Here is a 5,647-nt window from a genome sequence, read left to right on the forward strand (position 1 = left end):
CGGATCGTCGCCTCCGAAGCCGAGAGCAGCTCGACCAGTTCGGAGACCGAGACGACGGAGCGGTCTTCGGCCAGATTACGGATGAGACGTTGACGCTCGCGTTCGAGCACGGATTTTCCCCCTCGTTCGTGTTGAGAAAGCGTCAGAATCGCTCAATCGTCAAGCATCTTCTTTCATTGTGTGACGGTTTTCTATCGAAGATGGTTGATCGTGAGCGAAGTTCGGATTAGGAAAAGGCCTAAGCCCAGACCGTACCGGCCGCCAGACCGGGGATAACGGGGCTCGCGGGAGGAACGAATGGACGCGATCGACCATCTATCTTTGCTCGAAAACCGCTGGGACGACGAGACGGCGAACCGGCTCGCGCCGGCGGACCTGCTTGTCTATCGCTCGAACCTGCTCGGTTCCGACAAACGCATCACCAATTATGGAGGCGGCAACACCTCGTCCAAGCTCGACATGACGGATCCGCTGACCGGAGAGACCGTGAAGGTTCTCTGGGTCAAGGGATCGGGCGGCGATATCGGCAGCATCAAGCTGGATGGTTTCGCGACCCTCTATATGGACAAGCTCCATTCGCTCCGCGGCATCTACAAGAGCGACGCCCAAGAGGACGAGATGGTCGGCCTCTACAACCATTGCACCTTCAACCTGAACCCGCGCACGACCTCCATCGATACCGCGCTGCATGGCTTCATCGACCATCCCCATGTCGACCATGTGCACCCAGACGCGATCATTGCCATTGCCGCCTCGGCCGACAGCCGGGCGCTGACGAAAGAGATTTTCGGAGACGAGATCGGCTGGGTGCCCTGGCGCCGCCCGGGTTTCGAACTCGGCCTCTGGCTCAAGGCATTCGCCGACGAGAATCCGCGCGCGAAGGGCCTCGTGCTCGAAGCCCACGGCCTTTTCACCTGGGGTGAGACCCAGAAGGAATGCTACGAGACCACCGTCAACACCATCAACAAGGCCATTTCGTTCCTGGCCGAGCGCAGCCGGGGAAAGGTGATCTTCGGCGGCGAGCGTATCGCGCCCGCAGCACCCGCGCAGCGCCGGGATGTCGCGGCCGCCCTCATGCCGATCATTCGCGGGCTGATCAGTCGCGACGGGCCGCGCAAACTCGGGCATTTCGACGATTCACCCGAGGTGCTTGAATTCGTGAGCTCCAAGGCGCTCGCGGAGCTAGCGCCGCTCGGCACCTCCTGCCCCGATCATTTCCTGCGCACCAAAATCGCGCCGCTGGTGCTGGATTTTGATCCGGCGACCCAGACCGTCGCCGATCTATTGCCCGGGCTCCCGGCGGCGCTCGAAGCATACCGGGCCAACTACGCCGCCTATTATGAGCGTTGCAAACACGACAACAGCCCGAAGATGCGCGACCCCAATGCGGTGGTCTATCTCATCCCCGGCATCGGCATGCTGACCTTCGCGGCGGACAAGGCGACGGCGCGAATTGCCGGCGAGTTCTACCGCAATGCCATCAACGTCATGCGCGGCGCCTCCACCGTTTCCACCTATCGCGGGTTGCCCGAGCAGGAAGCCTTCGACATCGAATACTGGCTGCTGGAAGAGGCGAAGCTGCAGCGGATGCCGAAAGCCCGCGCCATGGCCGGCAAGATCGCCTTCATCACGGGTGGTGCCGGCGGCATCGGCATGGCCTCCGCCCGGCGGCTGATGCAGGACGGCGCCTGCGTCATGCTCTGCGACATCGACCGCGATATTCTGGAAACATCCCGGCAGGAACTCGCCAAAACCTATGGCGCGGATAATGTCGGCACCGTCTGGGCCGATGTCACCAAGGAAGATGCCATCACCGTCGCCTTCCTGGAGACTGCGGCGACCTTCGGCGGCTTAGACGTTTGCGTCTGCAATGCTGGCATCGCCTCGGCGGCGCCGCTAGAGGACACGTCTCTCGCGCTGTGGCAGAGGAATATCGACATTCTCTCGACCGGTTATTTCCTGACCGCTCGCGGCGCCTTCCGCCTGATGAAGGATCAGGCGATCGGTGGTTCTATCATCATGGTGGCGAGCAAGAACGCCCTCGTCGCCTCCCCCGGTGCTGCCGCCTATTGCACGGCCAAGGCTTCCGAACTGCATCTCTCGCGTTGCGTGGCTCTGGAAGGCGCGCCCTTCGGCATCCGCTCCAATGTCGTCAACCCCGATGCCGTGTTGCGCGGCAGCCGCATCTGGAAGGGTGAATGGGGCGATCAGCGCGCGGCCTCATACCAGAAATCCTCGCTCGAGGAGCTGGACGAGGTCTACCGCCAGCGGAGCCTGCTCAAACGCAGCGTTTACCCGGAGGATATCGCCGAGGGCATTGCCTTCTTCGCGTCTGAGATCTCCTCCAAATCCACCGGCAACATCATCAATATCGATGCCGGCAACGCCAACGCCTTCACGCGGTGAGCATCATGGACAAGATCGCAACGCCTGCCTTGGACCAGGATTTCATCGCCCAGCAGAACGCGCCGCGAGCGGCAGCGCTGCAGGACGAGTATGACGCGCTCGGCCGCAGCCTCGACCGGCGCGGTATCGACATCGAGCACGTCACGGCCGCGGTGGGCGCTTTTGCGGTCGCGGCTCCGAGTTGGGCCGTGGGTTCTGGGGGCACCCGCTTCGCGCGCTTCCCCATGGGCGGCGAACCACGCAATATCTTTGACAAGCTCGAGGATTGCGCCGTCGTCAATCGGCTCGGCGGCGCCACGCCCACTGTTTCCCTCCATTTCCCCTGGGACGAGGTAGAGGATGTCGCGGCGCTGAAAGAGTATGGCAATTCCCTCGGCCTCGGCTTCGATGCTGTCAATTCCAACACCTTCCAGGACCATCCTGGCAATCCGCTGCACCCGCTCTCCTACAAATACGGCAGCCTTTCCCATACCGACCCGGCGGTGCGCGCCCAAGCCGTCGCTCACAACATCCGCTGCGCCGAACTCGGCGCGAAGCTCGGCTCGAAGGCGCTGACGGTCTGGATCGGCGACGGCTCCAATTTTCCCGGCCAGCAGCATTTCGGCCGCGCCTTCGACCGTTACATCGCGGGCGTGCAGGAGATCTATGCCGGTATCCCGGAAGACCTTCGTCTTTTTCTCGAACACAAGATGTACGAGCCGGCGTTCTATTCGACCGTGATCCAGGACTGGGGCTCGTCTCTCCTCGCGGCACAGGCCGTGGGCGACCGCTGCCTTTGCCTGGTCGACCTCGGCCATCACGCGCCGAACGTGAATATCGAGATGATCGTCTCGCGCCTGCTGCATGCCCGCAAGCTTGCCGGCTTCCACTTCAACGATTCGAAATACGGCGATGACGATCTCGATGCCGGTGCCATCGAGCCGTACCGCCTCTTCCTCGTCTTCAACGAATTGGTGGAAGCGGCGCGCAACCAGGCCCCCGGCTTCGACCCCTCCTATATGCTCGACCAATCCCACAACGTGACCGACCCGATCGAAAGCCTGATGACGAGTGCCGTGGAGGTGCAGCGCGCCTACGCCCAGGCGCTGCTGGTGGACCGCGCGGCACTGGACGGATTCCAGGACACGAACGACCCGCTGATGGCGAGCCAGACGCTGAAGCGCGCCTTCACAACCGACGTGGCCCCGATCCTCGCCATGGCGCGGCAGCGCAAGCATGCGGCCATCGATCCCGTCTCGGCCTATCGCGCCAGTTTCTACCGCGAGACCGTAAGCCGAATCCGGCCGGCCAAAAGCGGCGGGTCGGGCGGTATCGTCTGACCGTCGCCCCGTGGGACGCCCCATGCCGCTGCCCGGGTTGTCGCCCGGCCGGCATGGGTCCAAACTCAGCCCATTCGGGCTCTCTGCCCGCCCACCGGGAGACGGAACTCCATGAAGCTGCTGCGCTACGGCCCTCTGGGCTCGGAAAAACCTGGCCTGCTCGACAAGGACGGCCATATCCGCGACCTTTCGGGCGTTGTCGCCGACATCACGCCGGCCGAGCTTTCGCCCGCCGCGCTCGCCAAACTGGCCGCGATTGACCCGGCGAGTCTGCCGCTTGTCGAGGGCCAGCCGCGCTACGGCGTGCCCGTCTCGGGCGCGGCCAAGTTCATCGCCATCGGTCTGAACTATGCCGACCATGCCGCCGAATCCGGCATGCCGATCCCGAAGGAGCCGATCGTCTTCACCAAGGCGATCACCTCCCTCTGCGGCCCCAATGACACGGTTGTGATCCCCAAGGGCTCCGTCAAGAGCGACTGGGAAGTGGAGCTTGGCATCGTCATCGGCACGAAGGCGCAGTATGTGGACGAGGCTTCCGCGCTCGACCATGTCGCGGGCTATTGCGTCATCAATGACGTCTCCGAGCGCGAATGGCAGATCGAGCGTGGCGGCTCCTGGGACAAGGGCAAGGGCTGCGACACCTTCGGCCCCACGGGCCCCTGGCTGGTGACCAAGGACGAAGTCGGCGACGTGCAGAACCTCTCCATGTGGCTGGACGTGAACGGAAAGCGCATGCAGACCGGCACCACCAAGACCATGATCTTCGGCGCCGCAACGCTGGTGTCCTACGTCAGTCAGTTCATGACGCTGATGCCGGGCGATATCATCACCACCGGCACGCCGCCGGGTGTGGGCATGGGCATGAAGCCCGCGCCCGTCTACCTCAAGCCCGGTGACGTGATGACCCTCGGGATCGAGAAGCTTGGCGAACAACGCCAGGATGTCGTTGCTTGGTCGAAGAAGTAGCCTGACCCGATGAGCGTCGCCCTCGCCGTTCCTTGCTTCATCGATGCCTTCTTCCCCGAAGTCGGCATTGCGTCCCTGGAGCTGTTGGAACGGCTGGGGGTCGATGTCGTCTATCCGCAGGGGCAGACCTGCTGCGGCCAGCCGATGGCGAATAACGGCTGCCAGGGTGCCGCGAAAGGCGCCGAAGCCCATTTCGTGGATCTCTTCGGCGATTTTGATGCCGTGGTGATGCCCTCGGGCAGCTGTGTGCATCATTTGCGCGAGCATCTGGATGCGGTTCCGCAGACCGATCGGGTTCGCCACCTGCGCGCCCATACCTACGAACTCGTCGAATATCTGCACGATATCCTGAAGGTCGAAGCGTTCCCCTGGGCCGAGTTCCCGCACCGCGTCGGGCTGCACAACAGCTGCGGCACGCTGCGCTCCCTGCGCACGGCCAGTATGTCGGAGCTTGGCGAAGCCCCCTTCTCGAAACCGCTCGACCTGCTCGCCGGCGTGCGTGGCATCGAATTCGTCACCCCGGCGCGCGCGGATGAATGCTGCGGCTTCGGCGGCACCTTTTCGGTGGCGGAAGATGCGGTCTCGGGCCGCATGGGGCTGGACAAGGTGCGCGATCATGCCCAGGCAGGGGCGCAATACATCGTCTCGGCCGATACCTCGTGCCTCATGCACCAGCAGGGCTGCGCGAAGCGGGCAGGCGTACCGATCCGCTTCATCCATATCGCCCAGATCCTGAATGGAGCGCGGGCATGAGCACGGCCGACAAGACCAAGCCGGTTGACCACGCGGCCGCCGCTGCCGCTTTCGTGGCCGATGCGCCGCATCTCGCCTTCCATGACAAGCGCCTTTGGGAGCTGCGCCAAAAGCGCGACGGGCAGATGGACACCGTTCCCGAATGGCAGGAGCTGCGATCGCTCGCCTCCGCTATCAAGGAACACACACTCAGCCGCCTCGCC

The 5,647-nt window shown here is 63.6% G+C and carries 4 protein-coding genes and 1 pseudogene; all 5 read left to right on the forward strand.

What is annotated here, in order from left to right; genetic code table 11:
• The first annotated feature begins 297 nt into the window (after positions 1-297).
• A complete protein-coding gene (locus VL752_RS07920; protein ID WP_325353893.1) occupies positions 298-2,406 on the forward strand; it encodes a bifunctional rhamnulose-1-phosphate aldolase/short-chain dehydrogenase in 2,109 nt (702 codons plus the stop codon).
• Between the two features lie 5 nt (positions 2,407-2,411).
• Positions 2,412-3,725 (forward strand): L-rhamnose catabolism isomerase, encoded by a 1,314-nt coding sequence (gene rhaI / locus VL752_RS07925; RefSeq protein ID WP_325353895.1) that lies wholly within the window; start codon positions 2,412-2,414, stop codon positions 3,723-3,725.
• A 111-nt stretch (positions 3,726-3,836) separates the two neighbouring features.
• Positions 3,837-4,691, forward strand: coding sequence for a fumarylacetoacetate hydrolase family protein (locus VL752_RS07930; RefSeq protein ID WP_325353897.1), 855 nt, complete (start codon positions 3,837-3,839; stop codon positions 4,689-4,691).
• A gap of 9 nt (positions 4,692-4,700) precedes the next feature.
• Positions 4,701-5,444, forward strand: coding sequence for a (Fe-S)-binding protein (locus tag VL752_RS07935; protein ID WP_325353899.1), 744 nt, complete (start codon positions 4,701-4,703; stop codon positions 5,442-5,444).
• A pseudogene (locus tag VL752_RS07940) lies at positions 5,441-5,647 on the forward strand (4Fe-4S ferredoxin); the annotation flags it as partial. The gene VL752_RS07935 and the pseudogene VL752_RS07940, both read left to right, overlap by 4 nt.

The sequence above is a fragment of the Acidisoma sp. genome, from assembly GCF_035492295.1.
Classification (GTDB): Bacteria; Pseudomonadota; Alphaproteobacteria; order Acetobacterales; family Acetobacteraceae; genus Acidisoma.

Bases quoted from the DNA above. Each gene is read 5' to 3' on its own strand.
- VL752_RS07935 (WP_325353899.1), top strand. From the start codon at position 4,701: ATGAGCGTCGCCCTCGCCGTTCCTTGCTTCATCGATGCCTTCTTCCCC.
- rhaI (WP_325353895.1), top strand. From the start codon at position 2,412: ATGGACAAGATCGCAACGCCTGCCTTGGACCAGGATTTCATCGCCCAG.
- VL752_RS07920 (WP_325353893.1), top strand. From the start codon at position 298: ATGGACGCGATCGACCATCTATCTTTGCTCGAAAACCGCTGGGACGAC.
- VL752_RS07930 (WP_325353897.1), top strand. From the start codon at position 3,837: ATGAAGCTGCTGCGCTACGGCCCTCTGGGCTCGGAAAAACCTGGCCTG.